A 14541-nucleotide genomic window follows, 5' to 3' on the forward strand; every position below is an offset into this window, starting at 1 on the left:
GAGTAAAAGTCGTCCGTCTAGAAATCAAACAAATAATCACTAAGCTGGTCGGCCAACCAATTCATTCCTGGGTGCTCTGCCATGCCAGCCGCGGTAAACATACAGTAGTCTTCTTGTGTTAAACCGTAGGTGTGTTTGATCACGGCAAGCTCTTGTTCACGCAGTAAATGGCGAATCAATGGCTCAGGCATTACGCCCCATGCTTCTTCACGTAGAATCGTATCCAACATAAAGTCGAAGCTAGAGAAGCCAATGTAACGACGCGAGAAGGGCTCAAGCTCAGGATTATCCTTTTCATTAAGATAAACCATGGTTGCTTGCATCGAATTTCTCAGTACTTCATCAGACACTCGTCGCATCGCACTCAAATCATGTCCTTTCTTACATACAGACATCATTCGAATCTTACCAAGCGGGTTGTAGATAATTCTTGGGTCATCGACGCGTTCGTAATCGACACCAAATGCGAAGTCGACTTGCTGAGTTTCAACTAGGTTAGCTAAGTCACCGCTCGATGCGAGAACGAAGTTGAATGAGGTAGAAGGGTACTTGTTATTTAAGGCGTGAGATAAGTCCTGCCACATTTCATCGGGTAGGGAGTCATCTCGTGCTATCCAAATTTCTGCGTTGAATTCGCCCGAAACATGCAAGCAGGTTTGTTTAATACGCGCGGCTGTCACCAACATGCCTTCGCAATCTTTGTAAATCGCTTTACCCGCTTCTGAAAGCTCAACGTGGTTTCCGCTGCGGACGAACAGCTCGACATCTAACTCTTTTTCCAAGGCTTTAATCGACATGCTGAGTTTGGTTCGGTTGCATTCTAACTGGCGTGCAGCTTCAGAAACTGATCCTAAATCAGCAACGGAACAAAAGGCTTGGACTTGAGAAAGGTTCATTTCATTTCCATATTGAGCGGGGGTCGGTGCATATTATCTGAATATTGTGCTGACTATCTTAGAAATAGTCCATCTTTGCATGATAACTCTATGACGAATTGACTAATTTGGTTTACTCTGGGGAAGTTCCGAACCTACAAGAAGTAAAGATGGAGGCCATGATGGCGAAACAATGGGACGAATACGCCGTTGATTGGGATAAAGATCCCGCAACTGCAGTATTCGCACAATCCGTATTTGACCAGTTAACACAGCTCGTTGATTTAAACGGAACCCGTGTCCTTGATTTTGGTTGTGGTACAGGACTACTCAGCCAGAAAATATCTCCTTTAGCAAAAGAGATCATCGCACTTGATATCTCTGAAGGGATGATTGAAGAGTTAGATAAGAAAGAGTTACCTAACGTTGAACCGGTAGTTGATATTTTATCGCGCGGACTTGCAGCGCAGCATCCAGCATTCAGAAACCAGTTTGACCTAGTGGTAGCCTCTTCGGTGTGTGGTTTTATCCCGAACCTACAAGACACAGTCAGTCTGATTTACACGCTGCTTGAAAACGACGGTACGTTTGTACACTGGGATTGGTACTTGGAAAGCGACAATGAAGACTACGGTGTAAGCCAACAGCGCTCAGAAAATGTATTGAGTGCAGCGGGCTTTGCAGTCGTTGAAGTCTCTACACCGTTCTCGATTGACACTCCACAAGGAGAGTTAAAGGTATTAATGGGTGTTGGACGTAAACAAGCGCTTCCAGATCTGTAATCGTGTGTATGCCTTGAGCTAGCATTCAGAATGCTCATTTAAACTACTAAACCCACATTAACGACTCTAACGTCAGTTATGTGGGTTTTCTCTTTTTGGCGCTATCGTTTTAAACAGAACGAATTAGCGCTTTCTCATTTCTTCACTACTAACTCTGGTTTCTCTATTTCTCTATTTCTCTATTTCTCTATTTCTCTATTTCTCTATTTCTCTGTTTCTCATCTCGCTCATAGAAAACTCAACACCGCTAATTTACAAATTATTTATTTCCATTTTGGAAATGTAGTCTTGCATACATTTCATTAGTGGAAATATAACGGTGAGATATAAAATAAGCCCATAATAACACTAAGGGTTTAATCATGAGCCACCAATCTGCGTCATCTACTTCTTCACCACTTTCAGAGCAACAACAACGCTTTAGCAATATCATTTCAGATGCCAACCTGTCACCAAAACAGAAGTCGAGCTATCTTGCCTTAGAAGCTGAAGCCAGCTTACCGTATATGCCGGTAAGCAAAGAAGTAGAGCAAGCCTTACAACAAGGTGTGCTGTGTGACATGTTTGAAGGGCACGCCCCATTTAAGCCGCGCTATGTACTTCCAGATTATTCTAAATACTTACATCAAGGCTCAGAGTATTTAGAGCTTAGCGCGGCAACCAACTTCGATGAAGCATTGAACATGCTTACCATCCTTTACCACCATGTTCCGTCTGTCACTTCAATTCCGGTTTACCTAGGTCAGTTGGATGATGTGTTGATGCCTTTCGTGGGCGACTTAACAGAAGAGCAGGTATACCAAAAGATTAAGCTGTTCTGGATCATGTTGGATCGCACACTGCCAGACGCCTTTATGCATGTGAATATCGGCCCGACAGACAACATTATCTGCCGTACGATTTTACGTGTAGACGCTGAATTGAAGCAGATCGCGCCAAACTTAACCTTTATGTACGACCCAGCCGTGACACCTGATGATCTACTTCGTCATGCGGCGAGCAACATCTGTGAATGCAGTAAACCACATATTGCAAACTATCCAGCGCATGCCGAGGCTTACGGCGATAAGCGTTTTGGTATTGTGAGCTGCTACAACTCTCTGCCGTTAGCGGGTGGTTCAAACACCTTGGTGCGTATGAACCTTAAGCAAGTGGCGTTGAAGTCTGAGGACAGTGCTGATTTCTTACAACAAGTATTGCCGAACTACAGTGGCATCATGGTTGAGTTGATGAACGTTCGAAGCCGCTTCTTGCATGAAGAGTCTAACTTCTTCGAAGGCTTCTTAACCAAAGAAGGTTTGATCGAAGAGGATCGCTTTGCGCCAATGTTTGGTATTTACGGCATGGCGGAAGCAGTCAACATCTTGTTGGAGAAAGAAGGTCAAGCAGGGCGTTATGGTCACGATGAACTGGCGAATCAGCTTGGTCATCGTATCTCTGAAAAGCTGGCTGAGATCGTTGAACGCTCTGAAGTGAAATATGGATTAGAAGGTAAAGCTCTGCTGCATGCTCAAGGCGGTATTAGCTTAGATGAAGATGTGACGCCGGGTGTCCGTATTCCTTATGGTACCGAACCGGATCCTGTCTCTTACGTTCGTGCAACCGCGGGTCACCATAAGTTCTACACCTCGGGCATCAGTGACATTCTGACCATCGACGAAACAGTGAAATCTAACCCTGAAGCGATGTTTAACCTGTGTAAAGGCGCGATTCAAGCGGGTTACCGAGAGTTCACGGCTAACGTTGCATCAAATGATTTGGTTCGTGTCACGGGTTACATGATTAAGCTATCTGACATTGCCAAATTTGACGAGCAAGGCTCACGCACCAATACCACCTTCTTAGGTGCTGAAGCTGCGAAGAACACGGGCATATTAGAGCGTAAACCACGCGTGGCGAGCTTAGAGATGTCGCCGACATACGAATAGCTTTAACGTGCGTGTGTTATGTGTGTGATGCGTTTCGAATACGAACAATGTGAATTATGAAAATTTCTGATCTAACAACTCAAATGGCTAGGGTTAAAAATAATAAGACAGAAAAACAAGCGAAGGTCAGCCGTGTGCTGACCTTTTCTTGTGTTGACGGCCCGGGAAACCGCTTGGTGCTGTTCCTACAGGGCTGCAACTTTGACTGCATTACTTGTCACAACCCACACACAATTAACCACTGTAACCATTGTGGAGATTGTGTGAGTGGCTGTCCAAGCAGTGCTTTAAGCATGATTGATGGCAAAGTGAATTGGGACCCGGCAGCCTGTACCAATTGTGATCAATGCATTGATGTCTGCGATCACAAGTCGAGCCCGAAAATCACCACAATGGCAGTCTCTGAGGTGCTTGAACTCGCAAGGCATAACCAATTTTTCTTAAGCGGAATCACTATCTCAGGTGGTGAGGCGACCATGCAGTTGCCGTTTATCATTGAGCTATTTCAAGCGATTAAAAGTGATCCGCAGCTAGCGCACCTTACGTGCTTTATTGATAGTAATGGTTCGCTGCCACTGCAAGGCTGGGACAAGGTGTTGCCTTATCTTGATGGCGCGATGATTGACCTAAAATCATGGCAATCGGAAACACATCAATGGTTAGTGGGCAGAGGAAATCATCGGGTGTTTGAAACCATCAATTATCTTGCAGGCAAAGGAAAGCTGCATGAAGTTAGGTTGCTGCATATTCCGAATAAAAGCGATCTTGAAGACGAAATTGAACAAGTGGGGCGTTACTTGAAGACTCTACCAAGTGATGTTCGAATTCGACTGAATGCGTTTCAACATCATGGTGTCATTGGCGAAGCGTTAGATTGGCCGAAATGCAACGAACAACAGATGCAGAGCTTTCACGATAAGCTATACACCATAGTCCAAAGACCGATGCAAACCCCTGAGGTTTATACCTAACCTCTATGTTGCTTAGGCGGTCAATCAGGCTTCTAAAAACAGGTCACACAACCACTTGATCGCTTGATCATTCATGTTGGGCTTGTTCCATACCAAGCTATACGCCACCTTACCGTAATCAAAAGGCAAGGGCTTGCTCACTAAGCCCTGAGCTTGCTTAGCACGCTCAGCCCACTGTTTAGAGCAAGTGAACAGGAAAGGCGTGTGGTGACACAACACAGCCGCAGCGCCGAAGTCCGCGACCGATATTGCCATCTCTCTTGGTTGGTGGCATTGAACCAAGTTTTGTTCAAAGTAAGGCTGAGACAGTTCGTTATCTAAAATCCCAATGTGCTTGTAATCTAAGTAGCCTTCTACCGTCAGTTCTTGCTGAGCGAGAGGGTGGTGTGCGCCCATCAAACAAACCATTTCATCTGGAAGAATTGTTTCCCAAACCAGCTCTTTGTTATCGGTCGGCGGCTGAGATATATCATGAGGCAACAAGATCAAATTGACCTTGCCACTGAGTAAAGCATCGAAGCCGAGCTGTTGTTTCGAGTAGATGTTGAGCTTCGCGTTTGGCGCGAGCTCAGTGGTAATTTTACTGATCTTTGAGGCAAATACTTCGAAAGTACTTTCACGCATCGAAAGTGAAAAACTGCCTTGGTACTCCTGAGGGGTAAAACTCTTCTGATGAAGCAGTCCGTTCATGCTTGAAAGAATTGCATGAACAGTGGGCGCTATCTTCAGAGCAAAGGGAGTCGGGATAAGCTTGGTACCATCTCGATAGAAAAGCTCATCATTCAGGATGTCACGCAGCTGAGATAAGGTTTTGCTTACACTCGAAGGGCTGACACAGAGTTGCTCTGAGGTCTGAGTGACGCTGTGAGTGTTCAGCATAATATGCAGCGCAGTGAGGTGCTTAAGGCTCACCCTAGATAAGTGTAAGTAATCCATTTATGACTCACGCATTCAGATTGGCCTGTGATTTTGTATGAACGGACAAAACCGAACAAGCCAAATTGGATAAAGGTTATTTACGAGCTAGCTTATGGTGCGCTCGTGAAAAGTGGCCTGCACAAAATGCGCCCACAATCGATAGTTCACCCGCCAAACACAGTGCAGCACAAACTTCAGCTAGGGCTTGTGATTTACCGTTACCATGCAGCCCAAGTAAATCTAAACAGGCTTTTTGACTTGGCAAGCCAGTACCACCGCCGACAGTCCCCACCATTAGGTTAGGCAGTGTCACGCTAGCGTATAAACCGCCTTCTTTGTTGAGTTCCATACGCGTCATACCAATCGCTGACTCAGCGACACAGGCCGCGTCTTGGCCACAAGCGATATAGAGTGCCGCCAACGCATTCGCATAATGGGCATTGATACCGATAGTACCACTCAAAGCGCCACCGACTGTGGTCATTTGGCCAAACTGGACCATCTTCTCTGGTGTCGTGTGTAGGTACTTCGCGACAAGCTCTGCAGGGATATTAACCTCAGCAGTTACCTTTTTGCCACGAACGCTGCGCAAGGTTTGGGTATTGGCTTTCTTATCGCCTGACAAGTTGCCATCAAGGAAAGCGTGGTCAGGCTTAACTGGCGTATTTTCGATGATGTACTCAAACACGGCATTGGTTGCGATGGTCACCATATTCTGACCAGAAGCGTCTCCGGTTAGAAATTCGAACACCAAGTAAACATGGTTACCTTCGATGTTGATATTAATGTCGGTCAGCTTGCCGTGTGATGTTGTTGATTCTGCCAAGATCTTGAACTGGTCATACTGAGTCACAGCCCAAGCCACAAACTGTCCGGCTTCAACTAATCCTTGAAATGCAAAGCCAGGAGTACGTGTTACGCCTTCATTGAGCAACATAGCACTTGCGCCACCACAAGCCGTAATCAGCTTAGAACCACGGTTATAAGACGCGACAAGCGCAGCTTCTGTGGTCGCGAGTGGTACGAGGTAATCGCCCGTAGCAAATAGGCCATTGACTCTTAAAGGGCCAGATATTCCCACAGGGACTTTAACGGTGCCAATAAAGTGCTCAATGTTTTTCTCATAAGCTTGGAACTGACTTTGTGTATGAGGGTCGAGCAGTTCTTGCTGTGAATCTGCATTATCGAGCGCTGTCCAGCGACGTGTGAGATTCTTTTCTGTCAGGTAGGGGCTAGGTGTCAGCTTATTTACTGGCTTTTCAAAATGAGGCTGAAGCTTTTTTTCTAATTCGTCTGCGGAGATGTCGCCTCCTAAAATAGAAACATAGTCACGGCGATGCAGATTTAGTTTTGGCATAAATAGTATGAAGTAAAGTTTGTGCAGCAAATTGGTTTGCGCTGATTCTACCGAGTAATAAACCAGAAACAAGCGCCTGATATAATGAGTTACAGTTTGTGTGGTTGTTGAAGCAAAAAGCAGCGAAGTTTCGCGAAATATAGGCTGTATTTGAGCGAAATTTAGATATGAATGTCGAGAAGGCTACCGATGGCTTCGTTTTGACGATCAACCACACTTGCACCAACGCGGTTATAACTTGCGCTTTGTGTCAGTTTAATCAGGGAATCGGTTGAAGATGAAGCAGGTTCAGGTTCTTTGTCTTTAAAGGAAATGGCTTGTTCAGGCTCTATTTGATTAAAGCTGAGATCGCTAGCTTCGAAAGTGTCGTCGGATTCTAGAGCGTGTTTGGAGGCTTGGTTGAGCTCGATTGCGGCTTCTTCAGCCATGTTGGTGGATTGCTGAATAATGGCGTAACCAGATTGAATACCAGATATCGACATATCAGAACCTTTTATTGACGTATGAAATGAGTCTAGGCGGACGATATTTTGAGCGCAATGGTGAACAGATGAAATTTACGGTGAAAATGTGAACTTAAGCTAAAATAGTGATGTCTGTCTATTAACTGAACAGGTCATTTAGCGCGTTTAATTCTTCATCAGTAAGCAAAGAAGGCTTCTCTGTTTCAAGGTTACCGTCGATCTCACCCTGAAGTGCTTTTAATTGTTGTGGGCTAAGAAGCTGTATTTGCTGCTTAAATGCTTCAAATTGCTGTGTATTCATAGTGTGACCTTTGTTCAAATTCATATGCTCTTTAGAGCATAGCCTACTGATTCAGGAAATCAAACAAGATTAAGTGAATTTTAAATGATGTTTGAAGTTTCTTGAAACTAAGACAACTATAAATTCCTGTGGTCGTTTTTTGTCCGAGAAATGTTAGGAAAAGTTAAGGCTTGGTCAATCAAAGTCAGAAAATTCCTACAATGTAAAAACGCCTTCAACCCTTGTGGCACAAGGGTAGGTAAGTAATTTCTCTACCCAATTAGGGGTATGGGTAAAGCAATGTATAAATATTTGTGATGATCAAAAGATAAGCAATTGGCGTTATCTTTTTGTTTTTACGGTATTTTGTTTGTTGCTCAAGAAGCTTCTGTTTCAAACGACTTGTCGATCTTAACCTTAACTGCAAACTTGGTCGCTAAGGTATGCAGTTCTGGAAGCATGCGATAGATCAAATGGAGCTGTTGTAGAACCATTTTGACAGAATTCTCATCTTCTTCTCGCCATTCACTCAAACGTTTATCCAGCTCCGGGTCATAAGCGTTTTTCACTTCACAATGCTCTTTATGAGAATAGAGTTGATCATTTAGAGCGTCGAGATGCTGGTGGATTACTCTGTGCGCATCTAGCACCAGTTTGTGTGTCGCTTCATCATCAATACGCGTTCTGTGAGCACCCAGAGCCGAGATATAGCTAAGTAGAGCATGATTGAGTGTTAAGAATCGGAAGCTCTCATCTTCAGAGGTGCGGTACTTACCCGGTTCAACCAACATGCTACTGATCGCGGCAGTCAGGTTTGCATCATTATTATGCGCACTACGTCGAGCGATACGATAGTTTAGGCTATCTTTCTTACCGACACGGTATTGGCCGATGATCTGAGCGAGATAGTTCTTATTGGAATCGAGCGCATTCGCCATCACTTTGTGCAGTCGCTTCGACTGCCAATCAGGTAACACATAAATGACAGCAAGCACGGCGAGAGCACAACCAATAAAGGTATCCGCTAACCTTGGCAATACTACCGCGTAGCCTTCACCTAATTGGTTAAAGCAGAAGAGCACAAGCAGTGTGATAAAGCCGGTCGCAAACCCGTAGTTATTGATTCGAAACGCAAAGAACATCACGCCACTGATCACAATGAACACTAATTGGCTCTCTTGCGACGGGAAGAAAGTCAGTAACGGTACTCCGATCAATAAGCCTGCGACCGTGCCAATGACACGCGCCGTCAGTTTTTGACGGGTTGCACTGTAGTTTGGCTGACACACAAACAGTGTCGTCAGTAGAATCCAATAACCTCGTTCGATATCAAAACCCTGGATAATCCCGTAGCCCAGCGTCAAAGTGATCGCCATGCGAATCGCGTGGCGGAATAGCATAGAATCGGTGTGCAAGTTAGCTTTGATCTTGTGCCACATTGCCGTCAAAGTATGAGGGTTGGTATCGTCCAATACACCTTCTTCAATCTTCTCTGCATCTGGGTTGCTGATATTCGAGAGCTGTTTTTCAACGGTTGCTAGGTTATTGAATAAGTAATCCAACTGGTTCAGCAGTGATTTCCATTTAGGATTATTCTGTTGGTGCAGATGATTGAGCGAAGACATCAGCTCATCGAGTGCCAATACAGACTTGTCACCATGCTGGTATTCAGCGCCAACTTTCAACGAGCTCGCCACTTCTTTACACGCAGTGGCCTGCGCTTCCAGTAGATACTTAAATCTAAACAACACGTCAGAGCGCTCAAAGTGTTTTGCTAGCTCTTGATAGCGATAGTGGCTAGAGCTGACGCGTTCATGAATATCTTGTGCGATGAAGTAGGTGTTAAGAAATCGGTCACTAGGGCCGTCAATGTGTCCGCGCTTAGAGCGATTAAGCAGCGTCGCTTTACACATGTTGAGTGCGTTAACGGTACTCGCGTTGAGTTTGGCTTCAATGATTCGGTGTGGCTGGGGAATCAAGTCTGAAACGGGGTAGAAGAGTTCCGCTTTTGAATCGATGTAATTACCGATTTGATCGAATACTGTTGCTAGGTTTTGCTGCACAGGTTGCATTGGCCATACTATCTGCCAAATCATCGACATGAAGTAGTACCAAGCTGCGCCAGTTAACAGTAGAAGCGGTTGAAACCAAAGGTTGGTACTCTCGTGTGCACCAAGCATGGTATAGATGGCAACTAAGAGAGAGCCAAACGCGATACTCGCGTATTTAGGGCCAATTGCCCCGAGAATGATAAAAGAGAAGGTTGAAACAAAAAGCCCGATCGCGAACAGCCAAGGCGTATCGAAGAGAAGTTCAATAGAGAAAGCCGCAACGGCGAAACAGATAAAGGTCAGCGTGAGTGCTTTCAAGCGTCCGGTAAAGCTGTCATCACTTTCCGCAAGAGCCGCAGCAATAACGCCCAAGATCAAAGGCGTGATCAGTGTGTTTTGTCCATAATACCAAGCAGGCACCACCACACCGAGCAGAGTGATGAGAATTAATATGCTGTAATTTATGGTTTTATTCGCCCAATAGAGGCGCAATTTGGCTGAGAAGTCCACAGTCGCTCACTTGACACACTAAAAACCATAATCCTAACAGAAATCAAGCACAAGAATTTGATACTTATCCATAATTGCCCGTAGGTGGTCATGAAAGCGTCGATAAGATATGAGATATTATTAATTCTCATTGCATCATGATATAAATTCAATATTCCCAATTAAGAGCACACTCCAATGCAGCTAAGCGCTAACAAGACTGCACAGTTTTTTATTCAAAATGAATATCATCAGGTTGAACTTGATGGTCCACGCTTGCTGTTATCTTCAGTAGGCAGTGAAGAGCGTATCCCATTTACTATTTGGAGTGGCAAGATCGCGATAAAACGCGGATTGTTCTGGGGATCGCTACAATTTTTTGCTAATCAACAAGATGGAACACAGCGCAGTTGGTTAGTACAAGGCTTACCTTGGGATCAATGTCGTCAATTTGCACGCGCCTCAGTTAGCGCTTATCAGAAGTGGCACGACACTCAATGTGAACAATTGGCTGAACACGTACCTCAGTGGGAAGCTGAATTAACACGTCTTGAGCAACTCCCAGCCTTTCTACCGCATTCTAAGGTCAACACTTGGGTTGATATGGTCAACTCAGGCTTAGAGAGTATGACAATGACGCTAGAAGAGGCCGCACAACGCATGCCAAACCGCATCGCAAGAATGCAGCCATGGTTATCTGAAACGGAAATCAAGCAAGCTGAAAGAAACCAGCAATGGCTAGAGACCGAGCGAAAAAACTGGGAAGTGTTGTTTGCGCAATGTGAGTCGTCACCACTGAACTTATCGCAGCAATATGCGGTGTTGATGAATGATGATCACAACCTTATTTTAGCAGGTGCAGGCTCGGGTAAAACCAGTGTTCTAACGGCTCGCGTCGCGTATTTACTGCAAAGCCATCAAGCTCAAGCTGAAGAGTTGCTATTGCTCGCTTTTGGTCGTGAAGCGGCAGAAGAGATGAAGCAGCGCCTCGACAGTAAAATTGGTTTATCAGCTGAGAAGGTGCAAGTCAGCACTTTCCACCAGTTGGGTTTAAAGATACTGACTCAAGTTGAACCTGAACGCGTGGTTATTTCTCCTTTAGCGCTCGATGACAACCAACGCCAAGCATGGTGCATTGATTGGTTGAAGAAGCACTGGATGACACCGACCAACTTTAAACGTTGGCAAAAGCATTTGTCTAAATGGCCAATCGCTTATTTAACCGGTGACGATGAGCTTGGTAGCCACGTTTCAAACCTCAAATTGATCGGTTGGCTTGAAAAGCAGCTAGAACAGTTGAATGCGTCGGGTTTAACCAAAAAAGAAGTACAGCAACAGCTGATTGATCACCGAGACTATGCGCGCCTCAACAGCGAGCTTTCACTGTGTTGGCCATGTGTAACCGCGTGGCAAAAGGAGCTGAAAGAACAGAATCATATCGACTTCTCAATCATGATCAGCCGAGCGACTCAGTATGTCGAGAAGGGCAAGTTTATCTCACCTTGGAAGTTCATCATGATCGATGAATACCAAGATATCTCACCTGATCGTCTTGCCTTGGTTGAAGCACTGTGTAATCAGTCTAAAGCCGAGCATCAAGCCTCTATTTTTGCAGTAGGCGATGACTGGCAGTCGATTTACCAGTTTGCAGGTGCGGATGTGGATTTGACCACGGGCTTTAAGGATCGCTTTGAAAGCTCGACCATTCATCACCTAGATACCACTTATCGCTTTAACAATCAGCTAGGTGCAGTGGCTAATCGCTTTGTACAAGAAAACCCAATTCAGATTCCGAAAGAACTGAACAGCTTCAAGCAACAGAAGCAGAAGGCGGTGTACAGTGCGCCAAGTAAAGAAGTTGAGAAGATTCTTGATCAACTGAACCGTCAATCCAAAGGCAAAACCAATAAATCGGTGCTGCTACTTGGACGTAATCATTACCACAAGCCAGAGTTGTTGGAAGACTGGAAGAAGATCTTCACTTCCATTGATATCAAGTTCATGACTTGCCACGGCAGTAAAGGTAAAGAGGCGGACTTTGTCATTATTCTTTGTGTTGACGAAGGACAGTTCCCGACCAAGAAGAAACAGCTGCATATTGATGGCGCATTGACTGAATCATCAGACGCGTTCCCTTATGCTGAAGAGCGTCGTTTATTCTATGTAGCAATGACGCGGGCAAAAGAGAAAGTATGGATCACGCACAGTGGCGACGGCTCTGGCTTTGTGCAGGAGCTGCATGGTTCTGATTACCCAGTTGTTCGTAAAAAGTGATGTTACTTGACTTGATTGTCTAAGATTAGATCTTCAATCCCTGCCCTAATATCACAAGGCAGACGCATAAAGCATAAGGAATTTGCTATGGAACACGGCTCTATTAACTACATTGAATTTGCTGCGAAAGACATCTCAGCAACTAAGGCATTTTTCAGTCAAGTGTTTGGTTGGAGCTTTGAAGACTATGGCCCTGAGTATTCTGCGTTTGAAGGCAAAGGCTTAATGGGCGGCTTCTATTTGGCGGATCTGGCGTCGAATACGGATAATGGCGCGGCGCTGATGGTTTTTTATAGCCAAGATCTTGAGCAAACCGAGCGCGATGTAATTGATGCTGGTGGTCAGATAAACCGTGAGATCTTTAGCTTTCCCGGCGGCAGACGTTTCCATTTCAGAGAGCCAAGTGGCAACGAGATGGCAGTGTGGAGCGATAAATAGAGAGACTCTCGCACTGTTTTATGATTGAACTGTTTAATGTCTGAAAACGAGACATAAAAAAGCCTGCGATAAAATGCAGGCTTTTTAGTCTGTTCAGTAGAGAGCACATTTAACGTGCGATTACGTGCGCTCAGCTAGGTACGCTTCGTAGTCTGGGATCTCGATGATTACTTCTTCTTCAAGCAGTGAAGAGTTAAACAAGAAATTAGCGGTAGCGCGGTTAGTGGCCACAGGAATGTTCCAAACACTTGCGATACGAAGCAGTGCTTTTACGTCTGGGTCATGTGGTACAGCATTAAGTGGATCCCAGAAGAAAATCAGCATATCGATCTTGCCTTCAGAGATAAGCGCGCCAAGTTGTTGGTCACCGCCCATAGGGCCGCTGATCATGCTCTTGATTGCTAAGTCTGTCTCTTTACTTAGTAAAGAACCAGTCGTGCCCGTTGCGTAAAGGAAGTGCTTTTGTAGTTTTTCTTTGTTCTCTTTGACCCATCTTAGTAGCTCAGGTTTGAAGTGGTCATGAGCGACCAAAGCGATATGCTTATGTGTTGGCATAGTGCGCGTCGTTTTTTGCATGAATGTTCCCTAAATTGTTGTTTCGTTTTTATTGTTTTGAGTTCTTCAGCCAATATAGCACTAAGGATTCACACTGAATACCGGACGAAACTCAGAAGGTGACAATGAGTCGGCGATAATTTGATCTTTGAGAGTTGCAGGTGTCAGCGCTTCGATAATCGGTGCGCTGTGTTGCTCGTAAGGTTGACCGCGTAAGTAACTCGTGGCTTGTTTTACCGACAAGCGACCTTGCTCAACCATTTTATCTGTTGGCGCAAAAAGTACCTTGTTACGAAGTAAACCACGGTAGGTTCCGTGACTTAGGTAACTTGAAATTAACCCAATATCTTCGGTTTTATCGGCCGCGCGTAGCTCACTGATCGCTGCTTCAATCGCGACGGCACTTCCGACTATATATTGGATATCAGGTTCTTCTATCACCTGTTGTACTAGATTTCTTTGAAGTTCTTTATCGTTATCTGCCCAATAGCTGATCGCAATTTTGATATCACTCGACTTGATCGCATCATAAAATCCCAGTGCTACAGGCTTAGTGCCACCACTCGCTTGCGGGCCAAGTAATAGGGCGATAGGTGTTTCGCCTGATCCTTTCGGGTGTCGTTTCGACAAAAACTCTCCGACTTGGTAACCCATTTGATACCAGTCGACGCCGACTGTGCCTTTCAGTACCTTCTGTTGTTCTTCATTGACGGTTAACTCATTCACCGTAGCAAACACAGGCGTCGAGCCAACCCAATCGCTGAGATTGTCATGATACGCATCGGGTGAAACCGTACCTAAAATAATGGCATCGGCTCCCCATTGTGTGCAAAGCACCAGTTGCGAGGCTTGTTTAGCCACGTTGGGGTAACCGCCAGCTTCCAATACTCTTAGCTCAACTTGCTGCTTTTCTGCTTCAGAGATCATTCCGTAGTTCACAGACAACCAGTATGAGTCTTTTAGGTGCGGATAAATGGCACAGATTTTCTCTTTTTGCGATGTGGCTTCGGCGGGTTTTATTGGGCTCAAAGGCTCGCTAGCACTTGCGACAGTAGTCACTGAGGCCAGTAGTGAGAGAAGAATTATTGAAGCGAAAGGTCTAGATAGCATGAATTGCCGTTTTATTGGTTTTAGATAAGAAACACTGCAAAATATAGCG

Annotated in this window: 13 protein-coding genes; 5 read left to right on the forward strand and 8 right to left on the reverse strand. The window is 45.0% G+C overall.

Going from position 1 to position 14541, the window contains the following annotated elements:
* Positions 1 to 17 precede the first annotated feature (17 nt).
* A complete protein-coding gene (locus AB4307_RS00590; RefSeq protein ID WP_016797108.1) occupies positions 18 to 896 on the reverse strand; it encodes a LysR family transcriptional regulator in 879 nt (292 codons plus the stop codon).
* A gap of 161 nt (positions 897 to 1057) precedes the next feature.
* Between AB4307_RS00590 and AB4307_RS00595 the strand changes: the two genes are divergently transcribed.
* From AB4307_RS00595 to AB4307_RS00605, 3 genes are all read left to right on the forward strand, one after another.
* Positions 1058 to 1657, forward strand: coding sequence for a class I SAM-dependent DNA methyltransferase (locus AB4307_RS00595; protein ID WP_017060898.1), 600 nt, complete (start codon positions 1058 to 1060; stop codon positions 1655 to 1657).
* 362 nt (positions 1658 to 2019) lie between these two features.
* A complete protein-coding gene (locus AB4307_RS00600) occupies positions 2020 to 3585 on the forward strand; it encodes a YjjI family glycine radical enzyme (RefSeq protein ID WP_372130765.1) in 1566 nt (521 codons plus the stop codon).
* A gap of 56 nt (positions 3586 to 3641) precedes the next feature.
* Positions 3642 to 4556: a YjjW family glycine radical enzyme activase gene (locus tag AB4307_RS00605; protein WP_372130767.1), complete on the forward strand. Its 915-nt coding sequence runs from the start codon at positions 3642 to 3644 to the stop codon at positions 4554 to 4556.
* Between the two features lie 24 nt (positions 4557 to 4580).
* Here AB4307_RS00605 and AB4307_RS00610 read toward each other — a convergent pair whose 3' ends face one another.
* From AB4307_RS00610 to yccS, 5 genes are all read right to left on the reverse strand, one after another.
* Positions 4581 to 5492 (reverse strand): LysR family transcriptional regulator, encoded by a 912-nt coding sequence (locus AB4307_RS00610; protein WP_059018893.1) that lies wholly within the window; start codon positions 5490 to 5492, stop codon positions 4581 to 4583.
* 76 nt (positions 5493 to 5568) lie between these two features.
* A complete protein-coding gene (locus AB4307_RS00615; RefSeq protein ID WP_029235254.1) occupies positions 5569 to 6831 on the reverse strand; it encodes a hydroxymethylglutaryl-CoA reductase in 1263 nt (420 codons plus the stop codon).
* A 161-nt stretch (positions 6832 to 6992) separates the two neighbouring features.
* Positions 6993 to 7313, reverse strand: a complete 321-nt coding sequence (locus AB4307_RS00620; protein ID WP_017060893.1) for a hypothetical protein — start codon at positions 7311 to 7313, stop codon at positions 6993 to 6995.
* A gap of 121 nt (positions 7314 to 7434) precedes the next feature.
* The gene (locus tag AB4307_RS00625) at positions 7435 to 7620 is read right to left on the reverse strand and encodes a hypothetical protein (RefSeq protein ID WP_017064780.1); all 186 of its coding nucleotides are present in this window, start codon (positions 7618 to 7620) and stop codon (positions 7435 to 7437) included.
* Between the two features lie 332 nt (positions 7621 to 7952).
* Entirely contained in the window at positions 7953 to 10136 is a 2184-nt protein-coding gene (yccS, locus tag AB4307_RS00630; RefSeq protein ID WP_372130769.1) for a YccS family putative transporter, read from the reverse strand.
* A gap of 177 nt (positions 10137 to 10313) precedes the next feature.
* Here yccS and helD point away from each other — a divergent pair, with 177 nt between their 5' ends.
* Together helD and AB4307_RS00640 are read left to right on the forward strand one after the other, a co-directional pair.
* On the forward strand, positions 10314 to 12389 hold the full coding sequence (gene helD, locus AB4307_RS00635) for a DNA helicase IV (protein WP_372130771.1): 2076 nt from the start codon (positions 10314 to 10316) through the stop codon (positions 12387 to 12389).
* Positions 12390 to 12476: 87 nt separating this feature from the next.
* Positions 12477 to 12827 (forward strand): VOC family protein, encoded by a 351-nt coding sequence (locus AB4307_RS00640; RefSeq protein WP_017060889.1) that lies wholly within the window; start codon positions 12477 to 12479, stop codon positions 12825 to 12827.
* Positions 12828 to 12947: 120 nt separating this feature from the next.
* Here the strand turns inward: AB4307_RS00640 and AB4307_RS00645 are convergent, their stop codons facing one another.
* Together AB4307_RS00645 and torT are read right to left on the reverse strand one after the other, a co-directional pair.
* Positions 12948 to 13403, reverse strand: coding sequence for a methylglyoxal synthase (locus AB4307_RS00645; RefSeq protein WP_017060888.1), 456 nt, complete (start codon positions 13401 to 13403; stop codon positions 12948 to 12950).
* A gap of 60 nt (positions 13404 to 13463) precedes the next feature.
* On the reverse strand, positions 13464 to 14492 hold the full coding sequence (torT, locus tag AB4307_RS00650; protein ID WP_372130773.1) for a TMAO reductase system periplasmic protein TorT: 1029 nt from the start codon (positions 14490 to 14492) through the stop codon (positions 13464 to 13466).
* Positions 14493 to 14541: the final 49 nt, after the last annotated feature.

This window comes from Vibrio sp. 10N.261.52.C2 (assembly GCF_041471425.1).
Classification (GTDB): domain Bacteria; phylum Pseudomonadota; class Gammaproteobacteria; order Enterobacterales; family Vibrionaceae; genus Vibrio; species Vibrio crassostreae_C.

Coding starts and splice junctions, on each gene's coding strand:
- AB4307_RS00610 (WP_059018893.1), bottom strand. CDS start 5,492: ATGGATTACTTACACTTATCTAGGGTGAGCCTTAAGCACCTCACTGCG.
- AB4307_RS00600 (WP_372130765.1), top strand. CDS start 2,020: ATGAGCCACCAATCTGCGTCATCTACTTCTTCACCACTTTCAGAGCAA.
- AB4307_RS00640 (WP_017060889.1), top strand. CDS start 12,477: ATGGAACACGGCTCTATTAACTACATTGAATTTGCTGCGAAAGACATC.
- AB4307_RS00595 (WP_017060898.1), top strand. CDS start 1,058: ATGGCGAAACAATGGGACGAATACGCCGTTGATTGGGATAAAGATCCC.
- AB4307_RS00605 (WP_372130767.1), top strand. CDS start 3,642: ATGAAAATTTCTGATCTAACAACTCAAATGGCTAGGGTTAAAAATAAT.
- AB4307_RS00645 (WP_017060888.1), bottom strand. CDS start 13,403: ATGCAAAAAACGACGCGCACTATGCCAACACATAAGCATATCGCTTTG.
- AB4307_RS00615 (WP_029235254.1), bottom strand. CDS start 6,831: ATGCCAAAACTAAATCTGCATCGCCGTGACTATGTTTCTATTTTAGGA.
- AB4307_RS00590 (WP_016797108.1), bottom strand. CDS start 896: ATGAACCTTTCTCAAGTCCAAGCCTTTTGTTCCGTTGCTGATTTAGGA.
- AB4307_RS00620 (WP_017060893.1), bottom strand. CDS start 7,313: ATGTCGATATCTGGTATTCAATCTGGTTACGCCATTATTCAGCAATCC.
- AB4307_RS00625 (WP_017064780.1), bottom strand. CDS start 7,620: ATGAATTTGAACAAAGGTCACACTATGAATACACAGCAATTTGAAGCA.
- helD (WP_372130771.1), top strand. CDS start 10,314: ATGCAGCTAAGCGCTAACAAGACTGCACAGTTTTTTATTCAAAATGAA.
- torT (WP_372130773.1), bottom strand. CDS start 14,492: ATGCTATCTAGACCTTTCGCTTCAATAATTCTTCTCTCACTACTGGCC.